We start from the raw sequence: 15,805 nt of genomic DNA, 5'->3' as shown, positions 1-15,805 counted from the left end.
GGGTATGGATCTCCTCAGGGGTGATCCGCGCCCGTGACTCCGGCGGGCACGAACTTGGGGCGTCCCGCGAGGATGCCCAGCGCGATGCTTGCGACAGCCAGGACGACGAGGGTGCCGAGAAGGACGCGCCAATTGCCGAACAGATCATGAAAGTACCCGAACAAGATTGGGCCCACTGCCGCAGCGCCGTAACCGACGGTTTGCGACATCCCAGAAAGCTGACTCGACATCTTATGGTTGGGGGCCCTCAAGCCGAACAACGCGAAGGCAACCGCAAAGCTGCCGGCGGCCCCCATACCGAAGACAAGGGCGAAGAACCCAGCGGTCATGTCATTGGCCGAAGCCAGACCCACGACTCCAACCACCTGAATACCCCCGAACGCTGCGGCAATTGCGCTTTGGCTGCGCTGTCGCGCAGCGAGAGTGGGAGCGAGCAAGCTGCTGGCGATCCCCACAACCGAGAATCCACCCAGAAATGCCCCACTCACGGCCGGCGTCAGGTGCTTGGAAGTGAGGACTGGAACGAGCCAGGCCACGACGGAGTAGAACGTCAGTGTCTGGGTGGCGAAGAACAGCGCGACCCACCAAGCAGTGCTCGAACGCCACAACGGGTTCTGTTCGGCAGGACGAGCCGACGCCTGCTGGCTCACGCGGGTGAGCGGGAGCCATGCGAGCGCTGCGATGGCGGCAAGCAGCCCGGTGGAGGCAGCGGTCACCCGCCAGCCCCACCCGACGTCGATCGCGAGAGGAAGGGCAAGAAACGACGCAACGCCCGCGGCACCTGCCATCAAGGTGGTGTACATGCTGGTCATCGACCCGATCCGTGAAGGGAAGTCACGGCGAATGATACTGGGCAACAGAACGTTTGGAACCGTGAGACCGCAAGCAAGGACTGCCGTTCCGAGATAGAGGGCCAACGTCGAAGGCACCCAACGCATCAGGCTGCCCAACGCTACAAGCACGAAGGCAACCAACATGGCACCTTCGATCCCGAGACGACGCGAAATGCGCGGCACTTGTGTGGACAACAGCATGAAAATGATCAATGGAAGCGTGGTGAGCACTCCAATGGCGCTCGACGACAAACCGGTCGACATGTGCACTGTGTCTGAGAGCGGCCCGATCACAGTAAGCGGTGGCCGAAGGGCGATTGACGCCGCGACGATCGCGAAGACGAGGAACAGGCCGCGACACCGAGCACTGCCCTCTCTCGGCTCATCGAGATAGCGTGGAGCCAAATGCGATTCGGATCCGATGGGGTGACTGCTGATACGCACTGGGCCTCGCTGAGTCCGTTGATTGATGGTCGCAAAAAGGACCCCGAAGAGTTCCGTCGCGACGTCGTCTCGGTAGCCCGCAGGCACCCTCAACTAGGGATGCGCTCCGCACGGGACGAGAACGCGGCGCCCGGGCCGCCCGCCGCTACGCCGCAGGCTGGCGGCCCGGTGGCTGCGTCAGAATCCCGGGGGACGGCGGAACCCGCCGATGACCTCCGCAAGGCACTGTACGAACCGCACCGCGGTGCGGTCGTGCAGGTAGGGCGCGATTACCTGGATACCGACCGGAAGCCCGTCCCGGGTCGCCCCGACAGGCGCCACCGCCGCGGGCAGATGGTTGAGCGCCGACGGCGCCATCCACGGGAGCATCTCGCGATACGGCCGGTCGGCGCCGTCGACCCGCAGTGTTCGGACTGAAAAACCGGGATCGGGACGATGGTCGTGGGGGAAGGCGGCCGTAGGGCTCACCGGACAGAGGAGCACGTCGATGTCACGGAAGAACTCGGCCCAGCGGCGGCGGGAGTATTGCCGACGTTCGTCGAGCGTGTGCCAGCTACGGAAGCGGATCGTCAGGTCCGACGCGAACCCGCCCGCGGCCCCTTCCGCCGCGGCGAGCTCCACGAGCCCGGCATACGACTCGTCCGGCTCGATCAGCCCGCTCTGCGCCATCAGCAACGGCTGATAGAGAGTCATCGTCTCCTCGAGCCCGACCGGCCCCTTGCCCTCGACCACGGTGGCGCCTTCGGCCCGCACCGCCTCCAGCGCCGTCTGCATGATCGCGACCAGCTCGCTGTCGACAGGACAGAACGGGTCGTCGAGCCATGCCGCCACCCGGAACTCCCGCATAGTGCTCGCCCTGGCGGCAGGCAGCTCCAACCGCCATGCCGGGGCGTGGTCGCGGTCTGCTCCTGCGAGTACGTCGAGACCCAGATCGAGGTCGTCGGCGTGCCTGCCGAGCGGGCCAAGTACCGCCATGTCGAACTCCGCCAGCGTTCCAGGAGCATGCCCCGAGACGCTCCCGTGCCTCGGCACAATCCCGTACGACGGGCGCAGCCCGTAGACGCCGCAGAAGTGGGCGGGCACCCGAATCGAGCCTGCCGTGTCGCCGCCGAGCTCCAGACCGGTCAGCCCCGCGGCGAGTGCCGCGGCGGACCCGCCGGACGAACCGCCAGGTCCGCGGGTCGGGTCCCACGGATTGTTCGTGATCCCGTAAACCTCGTTGTAGGTCTGCCAGTCCCGGGCGTCGGCCGGCAGGTTGGACTTGCCGAACACGACCGCTCCCGCGTTCTTGAGCCGCCCGACCGACTCGGCGTCGCTCGTCGAGACATGATGCCCCCAGCGGGTCGAACCCCCGGTGGTCCGCATGCCCGCAACCTCCAGGCTGTCCTTGATCGTCACGGGGACGCCATGGAGGCGGCCGAGCGGCTCGCCGCGGGAGACCGCGCGGTCGGCCGCCAAGGCCGCGGCTCGCGCACCCTCCTCGTCCCGGGCAACGATAGCGTTCACCTGTGGATCGTGCCGCTCCACCCGCGCGAGATAGTGGTCGAGCAGCTCGAGGCTCGACACCTCTTTCGCCGCGACTGCGGCAGCGAGCTCGCGTGCGGAGCGAAACGCTAGGTCGGTCATGCAAACCTCCAGAAGAAGCCTGAACCACGGCGATCATCCGCCGTGCAGAAAAGCAGTGTTTAGGATCGCCGAGGGCCTGGCCCGGACACCAGCGCGGCGTTCCGCCATGTGGCACAACCGTCGTCGCGGCAGCGTCGAAGGCAGAAGGCTAGGCCTACGACAACGCGATCATGGGAGGCTCGGGTACATCCACACCCCCACTGGCCATTTCGACATCAAGCGAACGGCAACTCGATGACTCTCCCTGTGCACTCCCGACCATGGCTACCCATCTTGCGTTGCCTCGCGCGATGGCGATATCCGTAAGGATTCGTTGAATCAGCCCTGCGCAGCGGCGGGGTATGACCAAACTGGCACAGGCGATTACAGCATGCAAGATGAGCAATGGCATTCGAGAATCCTCCCAACGGTATGCGTGACTGGGCCTCGCCCACATGTGAACGTGACCGCAGCCAGATCTGCCTACTTCTTCGGCGCCGCGGGCTGGTTGAGGAGCTGAATGAACTGCGGCGCATTCGCCAGCGCGGAGCCAAGCCCGCCGATCGCGGTGCCAGCCAATCCTGACGTGGCGCCGAGCAACAGCGCCCCGCCGACGCAGCCAGCAAGCGGTCCAGCGCCGAAGAGCATTGCAGCTGGAGCAGAGACCACGCCCGCCACCGTCGCCCCCAGCAGGCAGCCGCCGACCAGTCCGGTGGCAGCGCCGAGGAAGCCGCCGACCGCAGAGGTCAGACTGATCGCGGGCTGAACGCCGCCGATGGCGGCGGGGAGGTCGATATCTCGGGCGTTGCCGAATCTCGGCACCAGGGTGGCGGCGCCGGCGTCGGTGTTCGCTGTCAGGGTGGCGGTATTGCCGGCGACTTGGGCGGCGACCGGATAGGCCAGGCCATCGAATGCGATTGCCAGAGGGACGGCTTCGACTGCGGCACCCCGGCCGTCGCGGACGACGAGGTGGTTGTTCTCGGTGCTCAGCGTCCCGGCGGCGGTCTGGACGATGACCTGGTTGCCGGCACTGGTGACGGTCCAGTCGACGGCGTGCTCGACGTTCTGGCTTGTCTGCGGCGCATCGGTCGTCCTGGGTACAGCGTGAGCGGTACCGGTGGCGATGCTCGTTGCGGTGATCGCCAGGATGGCGGTGGCAGTGAACTTGCGGATACTCATGAGGCCACAACCTCTTCATCGCCGACCTCGGGGCGCGATGTCGTGTGTGTCGCGACCGGAGAGGCAGCGGCGCTGGCGTCCATCGGGGCCACCTCGCCCCGTACGTGACGCCACAGCGCGTACGTCGCCGCCGCGCCGATCAGCATCGGCACCGCCGAGTAGAAGTACAACGTACGAGGAGCCGCGACCATCAGCGCGTACCCGACCACGATCGGCGCCGAGATCGAGAAGAGTCGGCCGATGCCAATCATCCACCCGAGTGCGGTCGACCGGGTACGCACCGCGTAGAGCGGCGGCACCACGGCCATCAGTCCGGTGATCGAGATGAAGGTGAACAAGCCGATGACCACCGTCAGCGCTATCGCGATATCCGACTGGGTAAAGAACGTCGCGAAAGCGACAATCGCGACGGCCGTGACAAGCATGGCGATCCACAGCAGCTTCTGCGCGGAGATCCGCAGTGTCCACGCGCCGAATACGAGGGCCCCGACGACTCCACCGAGGCTGAGGATCAGGCCCGCGGTGGTGCCCAAGTCCTTACTGCCGCTGGACACCTTGATCAACTCCGGGGTCCAGAAGCTGGCGAAGTAGAACATCGCCATCACGCACGAGTAGGCCACCCACGACAGGAGGGTGCGGTAGTACATGCCCCTCTCGAACAGACCGCGGATCGAGCCGTTGGATCCGACCGTCACCGACAATGCCGGGCGCGCCTCGGGATCGATGACGGGATTGCGGAGTTTGACAGCCACCGAGGCGATCTCGGCGCGGTCACGCGGCGTGTCACGGGCGATGAGGAAGTCGATCGACTCGGGAATCAGCCTCCACGTCAGGAAGAAGGCGACACCCGTGATGACGGCACCGAAGACGAACATCGCCTGCCATGCCCCGCCGAAGGCGCCGATGAGCATCGTGCCGATGAATCCTCCGATGAGCGAGCCGAGAGGGAATCCGATCACGTAGACGCCCATGACGGCGTTGCGGCGCTCCTCCGACGAGTACTCCTGGACGAGCACGGTCAGGCTGGCGGTCATACCACCGATACCCAGGCCCGTGACCAGGCGTGCGAGCGTGAGGGCCTCGACGTTCGGTGCCATCGCCGATGTCGCCAGGCCGAGGAAGTTGATCACCAGGCACCAGAGCACCAGCTTGCGCCTGCCGAACCGGTCCCCTAGCGGTGACAGCAGCAATGACCCCACCGCCATTCCGGCGAGCCCCGCGCTGAGCAGGTACCCCTTCTCCGCGCTGCTGGCGAAGAAACCATCGGGAAGGTGCGGAAGGACGAATCCCATGACGAAGACGTCGAATCCGTCGATCGTCAGGACCAGTAGGCAGGCCGTCAACGCGAGATACTGGAAGCGGCTCATCGGCGATTTCTTGATCGCGGTTGAAATGTCCATCGTGGTTCCATTTCGTGGGCAGAGACAGGGATGGGTTGCTCTGTGCAACGAGGACGGTTCGAGTTCGTCCCCTGCGGCCAGGCCGCCGTGTTACAGCGGATACACCAGGTACCGCGCCGGCATGCTGTCCAGGCGCACAGCGCGACTGACGAACCGGGCACAGTCCTCGCCCAGCTCCACTACGTCCTCGTAATAGCCGGTCGCCAAGAGACCGGAGAGCGAGTCGTTCTCGGTGAAACTGACCTGGAAGTTGGCGCGGACGGCCCACCTGCTCTCGGACAGCGGCGCGGCCTGAGTGCGCTGGGTGACATGCCGCGTCCGGTAGGGCTCGATTGTCCCCGCCCACACCTCGGTGATGAACTTGATCCGGTCGATCACACGCGCCCGGTTGTCGTCGTACATATACGCCAACGGGAGGCCGCGCTGAATGTTGTCGAGCGTGTGCACAGTGTACGAGCACTCCTGTGCGAACAGGTCCGGCCACAGCGCCCAGTCCTGCTCGTCGAGTACCTGCGAGTAACGGCCGAGCAGATCGTCGACCGCGCGAATCTCGGTGGCAGTCTCAGTGATCAAAGCCCATCACCTTCCGGTAGTTGGCCCAGCCGACGGTATTGCCGATCTCGTCGTTCTGGGTGGCATCCTCGGGACGTCCATCGACTCCCTTGACGAAACGGGCCAACGTGCCATCGTCAGCCGTCATCTGCTGTCGGTTGAACACCGCTGCATCCTCGATCGTGATGAACCCACTGGGGCCGAGGAGATTTGACGCCTGGCGAACGCGGTGCTGGCGATACTCCTCGGTGTCACTGGCGTGCCCGAAGAACGCGTAGCTGACCTCCGTGCGATCCACACCGCGTGGCCGCGCGAACCGCACATTGATGGTGTCCACATGCTTGGTCATCACGGTGACCGGGCGCAGGGCCACGACCCTGGCCCGATCATCGGTGCCGCGAAACTGTACGACGCTCGGATCGGCCAGATATCCGTTGTCGACGTAGGGCGTGCTCTGGTAGCCGACCGAGAAGTGTCCCACTGGCTGGGTGATACGCACGTCGCCCTTGCCGCCCTGCCAACCCATGATGCGGAACCCTGTGTGCAGCAGCGGCGCATGGTAGAAGTCGTTGTCGAAATACGTCTTCCAGTTCGTCTTGTACACGACCTTCTGGTAGCCGAGCAACGTCAGGTCCCCGTCGTCGATCAGACAGTCGCGTACGGGATCGGCACATTCACCGAGGAAGGTCTCGAGCAGCGGAGTCTCCGGGTGCCGTGTCACGAAGATCAGGCCGGCGATTTCCGACACCCGCAGCTCGGGCAGCGCGTAGTCCTTGCGATCGAAGTCCGACCGAAACTCACGCTCGCCGGGCGCTCCGCAGAACTCGCCATTGCTGTTGAAAAGCCAGCGATGGTAGGGGCACTGGAATTCTCGGGCTACGCCCACCTCACGCTGCTCGAGTAGGGTCCCGCGGTGCGTGCAGGTGTTGACGAACGCACGAATGCGATCGTCGGCCCCGCGGCTGACGAGGATCGGGACCTCACCAAGCCAGGTCGTCTTGAAACTGTTGACCTCGCCGAGTTCAGCACGGTGCGCGACCGGATGCCAGTACGGGCCGTAGAAGATCCGTTCCAGCTCCTCACGATAGACCGTTGGATCGGAGAAGATCTCCTTGGGAAGGTCGAGCGGGTTGGTGAAGCGTGCGGCGATCGACGCACGAACCTGCTCGTAGTCGGTCACGGTTTCTGGTTCGGTTATGGTGGTGTGCACCATGGGAGTGGCCTCCGCATCGAATTCCTTGCGGGCACTGGCCGTTTGATACGGCCTAGACGATCTGCCCTGATGATTCCGGCGCTCAGAACGAGCTGCTGCCGATGCGGCAAATACTATGATCCAATTCACTCCGGGTCAAGGCCCAGATTCCTCCAAACCTACTGTGCCACATGATGGAAAGGCAGACTTGCCGTGTTGTCACCAGTTCCACTACCACCCCTTTCGGGGCGTACCGCCATTGTCACCGCAGCCGGCGCAGGCATCGGGCGAGCCATCGCCGTCGAGTGGTCCTCGCGGGGCGGTTCTGTCGTCGTCGCGGACCTCAACGCCGATGCGGCCCGTTCCACCGCCGATGAGATTGGTCGAGTAGGCGGTGAATCTACTTGGACCACAGTCGATGTGACAGATTCCGAAGCCATGCCCGGTGCCGTCGCGGCGGCACTGGAAAGCTTTGGCCGAATCGATGCGTTGTTCAACGTCGCCGGCGCAAGTCTGCCGAAGCGAGTCGACGAAATGGCCGACAGCGACTGGTATCGAATGATCGACATCAACCTCACCTCGGTATACCGCTGCTCGAAACATGTCATTCCCGAGCTGCGGCGTGCCGGCGGCGGCAGCATCGTCAACATCTCATCGACCGCCGGCATTCTGGCCGAAAACCGTTGCTCCGCTTACAGTGCCGCCAAAGGTGGGGTGCTGCTGCTTACCAAGAACATGGCGATGGACTACGCCGCCGACGGGATTCGCGTCAACGCCGTCTGCCCGGGTAGCACGATGACCCCACGGATCCGGGACTATCTCGACCGGGTGCCGGGTCACGATTCCTTGCTCGACGACCTGTGCCCGATGAAGCGTTACGCCGAGCCGGAGGAGATCGCTCGTCCCGCGGTCTTCCTCGCGTCTGACGAGGCCAGCTACATCACCGGCGCGGTGCTTGCCGTCGACGGAGGGCTCACGGCCGGAAAGCATTTCGCGATATTCGAGGATGCTTGAACACAAGCACACCAACGCACATCGCCCCGGCGCTCGAATCATCGAACGCCGGGGCGATTCCCGTGGGCTGTCGGGACAATGACTACTCGGACGCCACGCCCGCGAAGCCGTTCGTGGTGGAGCGAGCTACGCGACTCAATGCACAGACCTCGCGGCCGACGGTGCGCAACTGAAACTCAACGCGCTCATCGAGCGGCTGCCCATAGGCGATCCGGGTGATGCCCGAGTTGATTGCCGCGCCAAGGGGGGTCGGCCACCCTCGCAGCGCGTGCACGATGCTGCGCAGAGTCTGCAGTGTCGTGACCGCTGCCTGCCAGCCGTAAGCGGTTGTGACGCAGCCGATCGCCCGGCCGGACAGGTATGGATTGCCGTCGTCTCGCAGGTCCTCGACGTAGTCGAGAGCGTTCTTGACCAGACCCGAGACAGAGCCGTGGTAACCCGGCGAGGCGATGATCACGCCATCGGCCACACGAAGCGCCTCGATGAGCCGATGCGCTTCCTCTCCGTTCGGGACGTCCGGGTCGTACATGGGTAGGCGGGCGAGCGCGCTGCCGCCGAACAACTCGGTGCGCGCACCGTTTTCCTCAGCTGCATCCAGCGCGATGCGCAGGGCCGACTCCGTCGACGACCCCTCGCGCAGGGTCCCGCCGAGACCCACGATGAATGGCTGCACTGCGAGGTCCACGTCCGTCACACCATCTTCATCAGGCCGTCGTGTCCCCACGCGAAACCTGAACCCAAGTTATAGTTTTCGGCCGTCCAGGTCTCGGGATCGACCATCCGCGGGCCCCAGCCGTACTCGAAGTGCCATCCGGACGGATTGCGGAAGTAGAAGGAGAAGACGTGATCGTTCTGGTGTCGCCCCGTCGAGGTGCTCGTGATTCCACGGTCCAGGCACAGGTCGTAGCTGTGGCCGACATCGTCGATGCTGACCGTCTCGAACATCACGTGCTGAATACGTCGCGGCGCACCCGGAATGTTCATGAAGGCGAGCGAGTGATGCCGGGTATTGCAGTGCAGGAACACCGCGAACGGCCCGACATTCGGGATGTTGGCGAAGTCGCTGACACCGAAGCCCAGTACCCGAGAATAGAAGTCGGCCGCTCCGGCGATGTCAGCGGAGTACAGCACGACGTGCCCCATGCCCATCTCGCCCGTGTTGAAGCCGGCCAGATCCCGGGACGGATGGAACCGCGGCATGAAGATCTTCTCGTGCCCGAGTACGAGTTCCATCCGCACGCCCGAGTACGGACAGGTGAAGTGGACGAACTCCATGACCCGGCGATCGGCGGCCTCCTCCGGCGTGCCGGCCGTCACCTCTACTCCTGCGGCGTCAAGCTGCGCAGCGGCGGCTTCGAGAGCGGCCTTCGACGCCACGTCCCATCCCACGTAGGCGACGTCGTCCTCGTGGCCTGCCCGTACGCCGATCCGATGGTGCCGGTCGTCGGCCCGGACGTAGAGCAGGCTGTCGTCGCTGTCTCGCGACACCTCCAACCCTAGGACTTCCGTCGCGTATTTCTTCCAGCCCGAGACGTCGCTGGACGTCCCGACGACATAACTGAGTTGGCTGACAGCAGCCATGGGTCTACTTCCTTCCGAAGATCAAACGTAGCAACGAGGACTGCGAATCGGTCGAGCGCCGAGGACTCAGAAAACGACGAGCTTCGGATCGCGCTCGAGTCCGAGCACCATCCGGCCGTAGTGCTGGAAGTTGGCTCGAGTGAACGAGACGTGACTGGCCATCATGTGGATGTCACGCCACTTCTGCTGCATCGGGCTGGTCTCCTTGAACCCGGAGGTACCACTCAGCGCGAACAGCCGATCGACCGACTCGACGAGCAGTTCGGCCACCCGGTTGTAGTCGCGCAGGATCTCCGCGCGGTCAGCCAGCTCGAAGGTCCCGGAGGTGCGTGCCGCGGTCAGGATTCTCCACACCGCAAGCTGGGCCAGGTCGAGGTCGGCCGCAGTCCGCGCGACCGCCTCCTGGACGATCTCCGATCCGGCCGTCTGTGCTCGTCCGCGCGCCCAGTCGACGAAGTGGTCGAAGGCGTCCAGTGCCGTACCCATCATGGGGCCCAGGAACGTCAGCCCAGCGTGCAATGCCAACGGCTGGCGGTAGAGCGCACCCTGGTTGACCTCCGCGCCGGGAGCGTCTCCTGCCACCAACGCCGCCGCCGCGAGCACGAAGCCGTCGGGTACGAAGACGTCGTCTACGACGATCGTCTTGCTGCCGGTCCCCCGCATCCCGGCGGCGTACCAGTCGTCGTCGATCGTGTAGTCGCCCGGCTTCACCAGGAAGTGGTGATTCGCGGGTCGGCCACCGTCTTTGATCAGTCCGCTCACGATCACCCAGGACGCGTGGTCCACGCCGCTGGCGAAGCCGTGCCGGCCGGTGAGTCGATACCCGCCGTCGACCTTTTGTACAGTTGCGGCGGGCGCAAGCGATGCTGCAATGCATGCATCAGGCCCGTCCGCCCAGACGGCCTCCTGTGCGGCCTGAGGGAAGAACCCGACCATGTGCGCGTCGTGCGGAAGCAACGCCGCGCACCAGGCCGTGGAGGCGCAGGCTCGACCGAGCTCCAACGACACCTCGTACATCGTGTCGAGCGACAGCTCATCGCCACCGAACCGGCGCGGGGCGAGAATTCGCCCACCCAGCCCGGCCGCGACGATCTCCGCGATCGACTCGCGCGGGACCGCACGCATCGCCTCCGTCTTGGCGGCACGCTCTCGGATCTGCGGTGCCAGGGCGCGCGCACGCTCGACGAGCGTCTCGTGCAGTGTCGCCAGGTCGGAAGACCTATCGATCTCTTTGACTACCATGGTCATCCATCTCCATTCCGGCCTGAACGGCCGAGTGTCGTCGGAGCAAGTCTCGACGCCGAGCAGCGACCTAGAAAAGGACGCTCAGGTTCTTTGACTGCACGACGTTCTGATCCAGCAGGATCGTCCGCCTGGCGATCTTGAAGCCCCCGCCAACCACGCGCAGCACGTCCCGTCGTTCGCCTGCCCAGACGTCGGTCTCGGACTCGAGCCGGTTGCGGTAGAGCAGGAAGTTGGACGACACGTTGTACTCCGGCGACTCCAGTCCTGCCGCTTCTTCGCCGTTGCGCGGTGTGACGAGCACGTTCGTGATCAGATGCCGGCACCGCGACGGTGGATCCTCCGCCCAATGGGTTCCTGAGTGCATCTGGTTCACCCTCAACTGGAGCGAGCTGAAGTCATCGTAGAAGTGCGCCATCTCGATGCCCTGGGGGACCTCATCTGCGTCGCGCTGGCGACGAAGTCGGTTCTTACGCACTGGCATCCAGTAAAGGATGTCGTCGGCGAACAACTCCAGCCACTGCGCCCACTGCCAATGGTCCAGCAACTGCGATTCACGGTAGAGGAACTGCTCGACCCGGTGCTGGAGCAGTACCTGCTCCAGCACGTTCGCGCCGGACTCCACGACAACGTCCTCGACAGTCATCGCGCACCTCCTGTGAAGCTGCCAGCTGTGACTGCGTTGGCGTCGGCGCTACCGGTGCGCTCCTCCGGTGGGATCACCGGCCACGCCTCGGTGGTCATGAACTCCAGCCACCGTCGATAGAAGCCGCGTTGCCCGGCTTCACCGAAGAACGAATCGTGATATTCGCCTGGGAAATCCGGGTGCTCGCGTTCGGTGCCAAGCCCCATTTCGTAGTTCCAGGCCATCTTCCGCGCCTGATATCCCTGCTCGAGAACGCCGCTGATCATGCCCCAGTTCTCGCCGTCGTCGGTCTCCACGACACCCGCCGCGCCCTCGGTGAACGACGCCGAGATCTGTTGGGCACGCTTCGCTTCCTCCGGCGCATTCTTTTCCACGACGGTGAACGACCAGATCTCGAACTTGTTGGGCCCCTTGGGGTGCCACACCCGGATATTGGCAGATCCCGGCAGTCCGGAGAAGTTCGGGAAGGCGTTGAAGTTTGCGACCATGTCGGCGCGATCGCCCACCCGCTCGCGCGCAACCCGCCGCTTCTCCTCGTTGTACTGACCTAGTGGGTCATCCTCGAAACGGGTGTGCCGCTCGAACAGGAAACTCTCGCCGTGTCCCTCACGGAGGGAAACGTGTGCGCCGTCCTTGGCGTCGAAGCCGGGGCCGAACGACAGCAACGACGAGAGGTGGGTGGTCGTGGCGTGGTAGGTGTCGCCGGCAAACTGCTCGGCAGCCAGCTTCCAGTTCGCGTTGATCGTCCACTTGATCGCGCCTGGTAGGACTTCGATGCCGCCCTCGGCGTGGTCGACCCAGCCGTCGATGTAGAACTTGAGATCGCCCAGGTAGTCGTGCAGCGGCGGCGCGGTGGGGTCGAAGTTGCCGAAGATCATTCCCTTGTAGCTGTCGACCTGCGCTACCTGTACCAGGCCGTTGTCCTCGAGCGACAGCTTGCCGAAGTACGCGTCGTCCTGGTTGGGGACACTCATCAACTTGCCCGCGCTGTCGTAGGTCCAGCCGTGGTAGGTGCACATGAACGAGCGGGTGTTGCCCTCTTCCGCGCGGCACACGCGCATGCCTCGGTGCCGGCAGGCGTTGAGGAACGCCTTGACGCTGCCGTCCGGCTGGCGCACCACCAGCACCGGGTCTCCGCCCATGTAGGTCGCGAAGAAGTCGTGCGGATTCGGGATCATGCTGTCGTGCGCCAGGAACAGCCACGAACGCCCAAAAATGCGTTCCTGCTCTAGCTTGTAGATCTCGTCGCTGATGAAGATCTCGGGCCCGATGCTGCCCTGATTCCAATTCACCAACGAATGCAGATAATCGGCGTCAACGGCCACGATTATCCCCCTTCATTTTCCTGCGCGGTCTCGGTTTGGCGAGACTTGTCGCACTCCGACGATGTCGTTCAATGTCTGCGTCACAGCTAATCAGCGCCCTCGTGCGCAGTCGATGTACGTGTTCTGGGCTTTGGAACGAGTCTTCAGCTCTCGACGACGACGTATACCGCGCCGTCGACGACCTGAACCTCATACTTCGCCAACGGCGCCGAGGCCGGCGGTGCGGTGACCGCGCCGGTCTTGATGCAAAACTTGGCGAAATGCCATCCGCATTCGATCTGACCGTTCTCGATGAATCCCTCGTCCGACAGCGATGACTTGTCATGCGAGCACCAGTCAGCGGTCGCGTAGAATTCACCGTCGATGTTGTAGACCGCAATGGGCGGCTGAGTGTTCACCCGGGTCACATTTCCCGCCGTGAGTTCCTCTACCCCACATACCCGGACCAGGTTCTCCGACTTCTCCGTGGTTGTCATTGTTTCCTCCTTTTCACCGATACGTGCCGCTGTCCAGCGACGAGGCCTCGCCGATCCTGCGTATGTCCACGGCCGGGTCGGCGAGCAACGCCGGATCCGGGCGTACCCGCTTGTCGATCAGGTTCATTGCCATTCGAACGTCGCGTCGTCGGTTGACCCCGACAACACCGGCAAGCACGCCATCGCGCAGATGGAACACGGTGAACTCCAACGATTCCGGGTCGCCGCGCCACACCAGATCGTCGGAGACCCGCGGGTGGCCGGCGACCTGAATATTGGTGTCACCTTGATCGGACCAGAACCACGGCACATCCCGGTAGGGCTCGCGGCGGCCCACCATCGAGCGTGCCGCCGCGATTCCCTGGTTCTGTGCGTTCTGCCAATGCTCGAGCCGGATACGTTCTCCGGCGAGCTCGTTGGGATGGCTGGCGACGTCTCCCGCGGCGTACACATTCGGCATCGACGTTTCGCAGTATTCGTCGACGACGATTCCGTTGTCGATGTCGATACCGGAGTCGCGGGCGGCGTCGATCGCGGGGACGACACCGATTCCGATCACCACGAGGTCGGCGTCGACTGCGAACCCGTCGGTGGTGTGCACCCGGCGCGCGCGGCGATCGCCCTCGATCCGCGCCACCTCCGCGTTGGTCCGAATGCGCACGCCACGGTCCGAATGCAGCCTCGAGAGGCGATCTCCGACCTGTGCGCCAAGCACCCTGCGCATCAGTCCGGCATCACGCTCGAGCACCGTGACGTCGTTGCCCAACGCCAGCGCCGATGCTGCGAGCTCGATTCCGATCAACCCGCCGCCGACGATGACGACGGATCCGCCGGCGCGTAGCTGGTCGCGGATGGCGATCGAGTCGTCGACTGTGCGCAGCAAGTGCACGCCGTCAAGATCCATGCCGGGGACGTCCGGACGACGTGGCGTTGTGCCGGTGCACAGCAGTACCTTGTCCGCCGGGATCGACCGTCCGCGGTCGAGCTCGACGCGGCGGCCGTGGGCGTCGATACGCGTCGCCCGGGCGCCAAGCAGCAACTCGATATCGTTGTCGGAATAGAACTCCGCGGGATGGATCAGCGTCTCGCCGGGCTGCTTGTGTCCAAGGATCACCTCCTTGGACAACGGCGGGCGATCGTAGGGCAGATGGTTCTCGGCACCGACCAGGACGACGCGGCCGTCGAACCCCTCGGTACGAAGCGCCTCGACCGCGCGCGCGCCGGCCAGGCTCGCGCCGACCACGACGTAGGTTTCAGTCATTTCTGTGTCTCTGTCATCTCGGTGTTCTGGTCAATGCCGGTGTTGTCTCATGGGTGAGGTCCTCGCACTCACGCACCCGCGGCTCAGTCGCGGTGGTGGCCCCACAGGCTGGTCGCGTCGTAGTTCGACACCCGCCAGGTGGCGTCATCGACGAGTCGACCGTCATAGCCGTACTCGACCTCGGAACCCGACGGGTTCTTCATGAAGAACGAGATCGCCAGGTCGTTGGTGTGTCGGCCCAGTGTCTCGGTGAGCTGCACGCCGCGAGTGTTCACCTCGTCGAGGGTGCGACCGACGTCGTCGATGTGGTCCACCTCCAGCATGAAATGGCCTAGGGCCGGAGCCAATTTGTCGTTCTGGACGAAGGCCAGGCTGTGGTGACGCGGATTGACGTGCAGGAAGTGCACCTTGCGCCCGTGGAACTCGATGGTGTCGCTGAGCCGGAATCCAAGCATGTCGAGGTAGAACTTCTTGGCCGCCGGCAGGTCAGTGACGAAGAAGAAGACGTGTCCCAGGCCGAGATCACCGGTGACGAACCGAACTCCGCGCGGGGAGACGAACGGCTGCTTCGGCACGCGTGCGCCGTAGAAGAACTCGAGGCGGTGCCCATCGGCATCGGTGCACCGCAGCAGGCCCTCGACACGGCGCACGACCGCGCAGTCGGGATCCTCCTCGACGGCGACACCAGCCGCGGCAAGCCGCTCCCCGAGCGCGTCGAGGGCCGGCTGGTTGGCGACCTCCCACCCGACGTAGGCCGCGCCGCCGGCATCGCCACGATGAATCGCAAACCGCCAACCACGTTCGTCGGCCCGCAGCAGCACGGTCTGATCATCGGAGTCCTCCGCTGCGGAAACATCCTGCAGGCCAAGAACTTCGGTACCATACGTGCGCCAGGCCTCCAGGTCCGTCGCGTAGAGTCCCACGTAGCCGAGCCCGACAACTTCAGTCATGATCGCGTGTCGCCTTCCTGATGGTCCGCCGGAATCCGTTGTGTTGGTTCCGGCTTGGGTACTCAGCTTGGGTGAGGCATCCCGGTCTCGACAACGCGCTCGATC

Annotated in this window: 15 protein-coding genes; 1 reads left to right on the top strand and 14 read right to left on the bottom strand. The window is 64.5% G+C overall.

Features of this window, described 5'->3' with window-relative positions; genetic code table 11:
* Positions 1–14: 14 nt before the first annotated feature.
* From ACFQS9_RS24960 to ACFQS9_RS24935, 6 genes are all read right to left on the bottom strand, one after another.
* Positions 15–1,277, bottom strand: coding sequence for an MFS transporter (locus ACFQS9_RS24960; RefSeq protein WP_378409243.1), 1,263 nt, complete (start codon positions 1,275–1,277; stop codon positions 15–17).
* A 177-nt stretch (positions 1,278–1,454) separates the two neighbouring features.
* Positions 1,455–2,903, bottom strand: coding sequence for an amidase (locus tag ACFQS9_RS24955; protein WP_378409242.1), 1,449 nt, complete (start codon positions 2,901–2,903; stop codon positions 1,455–1,457).
* Positions 2,904–3,365: 462 nt separating this feature from the next.
* The gene (locus ACFQS9_RS24950) at positions 3,366–4,061 is read right to left on the bottom strand and encodes a DUF8020 domain-containing protein (RefSeq protein WP_378409241.1); all 696 of its coding nucleotides are present in this window, start codon (positions 4,059–4,061) and stop codon (positions 3,366–3,368) included.
* A complete protein-coding gene (locus ACFQS9_RS24945; RefSeq protein WP_378409240.1) occupies positions 4,058–5,461 on the bottom strand; it encodes an MFS transporter in 1,404 nt (467 codons plus the stop codon). The genes ACFQS9_RS24950 and ACFQS9_RS24945 overlap by 4 nt, the downstream gene beginning before the upstream one ends.
* Before the next feature lie 90 nt (positions 5,462–5,551).
* Entirely contained in the window at positions 5,552–6,034 is a 483-nt protein-coding gene (locus ACFQS9_RS24940) for an aromatic-ring-hydroxylating dioxygenase subunit beta (protein WP_378409239.1), read from the bottom strand.
* The gene (locus tag ACFQS9_RS24935; RefSeq protein ID WP_378409238.1) at positions 6,024–7,226 is read right to left on the bottom strand and encodes an aromatic ring-hydroxylating oxygenase subunit alpha; all 1,203 of its coding nucleotides are present in this window, start codon (positions 7,224–7,226) and stop codon (positions 6,024–6,026) included. The genes ACFQS9_RS24940 and ACFQS9_RS24935 overlap by 11 nt, the downstream gene beginning before the upstream one ends.
* 192 nt (positions 7,227–7,418) lie before the next feature.
* On the opposite strand from ACFQS9_RS24935, the gene ACFQS9_RS24930 reads away from it, so the two are divergent.
* Positions 7,419–8,219 carry an SDR family NAD(P)-dependent oxidoreductase gene (locus ACFQS9_RS24930; protein ID WP_378409237.1) on the top strand — a complete coding sequence of 267 codons (801 nt, stop codon included), beginning with the start codon at positions 7,419–7,421 and terminating at the stop codon, positions 8,217–8,219.
* Positions 8,220–8,301: 82 nt separating this feature from the next.
* Here the strand turns inward: ACFQS9_RS24930 and ACFQS9_RS24925 are convergent, their stop codons facing one another.
* From ACFQS9_RS24925 to ACFQS9_RS24890, 8 genes are all read right to left on the bottom strand, one after another.
* Positions 8,302–8,904: an NADPH-dependent FMN reductase gene (locus ACFQS9_RS24925; protein WP_378409236.1), complete on the bottom strand. Its 603-nt coding sequence runs from the start codon at positions 8,902–8,904 to the stop codon at positions 8,302–8,304.
* Positions 8,905–8,909: 5 nt separating this feature from the next.
* Complete coding sequence (locus ACFQS9_RS24920; protein WP_378409235.1) at positions 8,910–9,800, bottom strand: VOC family protein; 891 nt, start codon at positions 9,798–9,800, stop codon at positions 8,910–8,912.
* 66 nt (positions 9,801–9,866) lie between these two features.
* Entirely contained in the window at positions 9,867–11,048 is a 1,182-nt protein-coding gene (locus ACFQS9_RS24915) for an acyl-CoA dehydrogenase family protein (RefSeq protein WP_378409234.1), read from the bottom strand.
* Between the two features lie 64 nt (positions 11,049–11,112).
* Positions 11,113–11,688, bottom strand: a complete 576-nt coding sequence (locus tag ACFQS9_RS24910) for an aromatic-ring-hydroxylating dioxygenase subunit beta (protein WP_378409233.1) — start codon at positions 11,686–11,688, stop codon at positions 11,113–11,115.
* Entirely contained in the window at positions 11,685–13,013 is a 1,329-nt protein-coding gene (locus ACFQS9_RS24905; protein WP_378409232.1) for an aromatic ring-hydroxylating dioxygenase subunit alpha, read from the bottom strand. Before ACFQS9_RS24905 ends, ACFQS9_RS24910 begins: the two co-directional genes overlap by 4 nt.
* A 143-nt stretch (positions 13,014–13,156) precedes the next feature.
* Entirely contained in the window at positions 13,157–13,489 is a 333-nt protein-coding gene (locus tag ACFQS9_RS24900; protein ID WP_378409231.1) for a non-heme iron oxygenase ferredoxin subunit, read from the bottom strand.
* 13 nt (positions 13,490–13,502) lie between these two features.
* On the bottom strand, positions 13,503–14,750 hold the full coding sequence (locus ACFQS9_RS24895) for an NAD(P)/FAD-dependent oxidoreductase (protein ID WP_378409230.1): 1,248 nt from the start codon (positions 14,748–14,750) through the stop codon (positions 13,503–13,505).
* A gap of 83 nt (positions 14,751–14,833) precedes the next feature.
* Positions 14,834–15,700, bottom strand: coding sequence for a VOC family protein (locus tag ACFQS9_RS24890; protein WP_378409229.1), 867 nt, complete (start codon positions 15,698–15,700; stop codon positions 14,834–14,836).
* Positions 15,701–15,805: the final 105 nt, after the last annotated feature.

Source organism: Rhodococcus daqingensis, from assembly GCF_042665615.1.
Classification (GTDB): Bacteria; Actinomycetota; Actinomycetes; order Mycobacteriales; family Mycobacteriaceae; genus Rhodococcus_G; species Rhodococcus_G daqingensis.
The sequence above is the reverse complement of the archived record's forward strand: the minus strand, read 5'-3'. Positions and strand labels throughout refer to the sequence as shown.

Excerpts from the sequence above, each read along its gene's own strand:
- ACFQS9_RS24955 (WP_378409242.1), bottom strand. The coding sequence starts at position 2,903 with ATGACCGACCTAGCGTTTCGCTCCGCACGCGAGCTCGCTGCCGCAGTC.
- ACFQS9_RS24950 (WP_378409241.1), bottom strand. The coding sequence starts at position 4,061 with ATGAGTATCCGCAAGTTCACTGCCACCGCCATCCTGGCGATCACCGCA.
- ACFQS9_RS24945 (WP_378409240.1), bottom strand. The coding sequence starts at position 5,461 with ATGGACATTTCAACCGCGATCAAGAAATCGCCGATGAGCCGCTTCCAG.
- ACFQS9_RS24935 (WP_378409238.1), bottom strand. The coding sequence starts at position 7,226 with ATGGTGCACACCACCATAACCGAACCAGAAACCGTGACCGACTACGAG.
- ACFQS9_RS24920 (WP_378409235.1), bottom strand. The coding sequence starts at position 9,800 with ATGGCTGCTGTCAGCCAACTCAGTTATGTCGTCGGGACGTCCAGCGAC.
- ACFQS9_RS24915 (WP_378409234.1), bottom strand. The coding sequence starts at position 11,048 with ATGACCATGGTAGTCAAAGAGATCGATAGGTCTTCCGACCTGGCGACA.
- ACFQS9_RS24910 (WP_378409233.1), bottom strand. The coding sequence starts at position 11,688 with ATGACTGTCGAGGACGTTGTCGTGGAGTCCGGCGCGAACGTGCTGGAG.
- ACFQS9_RS24900 (WP_378409231.1), bottom strand. The coding sequence starts at position 13,489 with ATGACAACCACGGAGAAGTCGGAGAACCTGGTCCGGGTATGTGGGGTA.
- ACFQS9_RS24895 (WP_378409230.1), bottom strand. The coding sequence starts at position 14,750 with ATGACTGAAACCTACGTCGTGGTCGGCGCGAGCCTGGCCGGCGCGCGC.
- ACFQS9_RS24890 (WP_378409229.1), bottom strand. The coding sequence starts at position 15,700 with ATGACTGAAGTTGTCGGGCTCGGCTACGTGGGACTCTACGCGACGGAC.